Below are 930 nucleotides of genomic sequence, written 5' to 3' on the forward strand. Positions count from 1 at the left end.
GCGGAACCTGTCAAAGTGATCAAGGCAGGTGATTCTGCCTAACTTTGGGCCTGGAACTCCTTCGCGGCGGTCTCGTCGTCGGTGGGTCTGTTGATCCAGGCCTGCTCGGGTATGGCGGGCGGTTCGGGGAACTTGCGCACGAAGCGTTCGGGGTGCTGGTTGTAGGCGTCGGCGAGGACCTTGGCCCGCAGGTCGCGCACCAGCTCGGCCTCGCCGTGGTGGACGTCGTAGGGGGTGTGGTAGCCGATGCCGCTGTGTCGGTGCTCGAAGTGGTACCAGCCGAAGAACTCCGCGCACCACTGCCGGGCGTGGGGCAGCGACCCGAAACGGTCCGGGTAGTCGAACCGGTACTTGATCGTTTTGTACTGGGCCTCCGAGTACGGATTGTCGTTGGAGATCTTCGGTCTCGAGTGTGACCTGGTCACACCGAGGTCGGCCATCAGGATGGCGACCGACTTGGCGGTCTGGATCGCTCCCCGGTCCGAATGGATCGTCAGCTGGTCGCGGTCGACGCCCTGTTTGGCGACGGTGTCCTCGATGAAGTGCCTCGCCAGTTCCTCGCTCTCGCACGTGGTGACCATCCAGCCCACGGTGTAGCGGGAGTAGATGTCGATCATCGTGTAAAGGAAGTAGAAGACCCGCTTGTGCGGGCCGCGCAGCTTGGTGACGTCCCAGGACCACACCCGGTTGGGGGCGTCGGCCATCAACTCGGGTTTCTTGCGGGGCGGGTGGGTCGCCTGCCGGCGCCGTTCGCGGACCTCGCCGCGCTTGCGCAGGATCCGGTACATCGTGGATTCCGAGCACAGGTAGACGCCCTCGTCCAGCAGCGTCGCGTAGACCTCGGCCGGTGCCGTGTCCTTGAACCGCTCGCCGTTGAGCTTGGCCACCACCTTCTCGCGTTCCTCGGGCGAGAGCGCTTTCGGATGCGGC

Annotated in this window: 1 protein-coding gene; it reads right to left on the bottom strand. The window is 64.9% G+C overall.

Annotated elements, in window-relative coordinates; genetic code table 11:
* Positions 1-38: 38 nt before the first annotated feature.
* The coding region (locus tag KV557_RS41910) for a DDE-type integrase/transposase/recombinase (protein ID WP_218207377.1) at positions 39-930 on the bottom strand (892 nt) is incomplete at its 5' end.

The sequence above is a fragment of the Kitasatospora aureofaciens genome (assembly GCF_019192735.1).
GTDB classification, from domain to species: domain Bacteria; phylum Actinomycetota; class Actinomycetes; order Streptomycetales; family Streptomycetaceae; genus Kitasatospora; species Kitasatospora aureofaciens_A.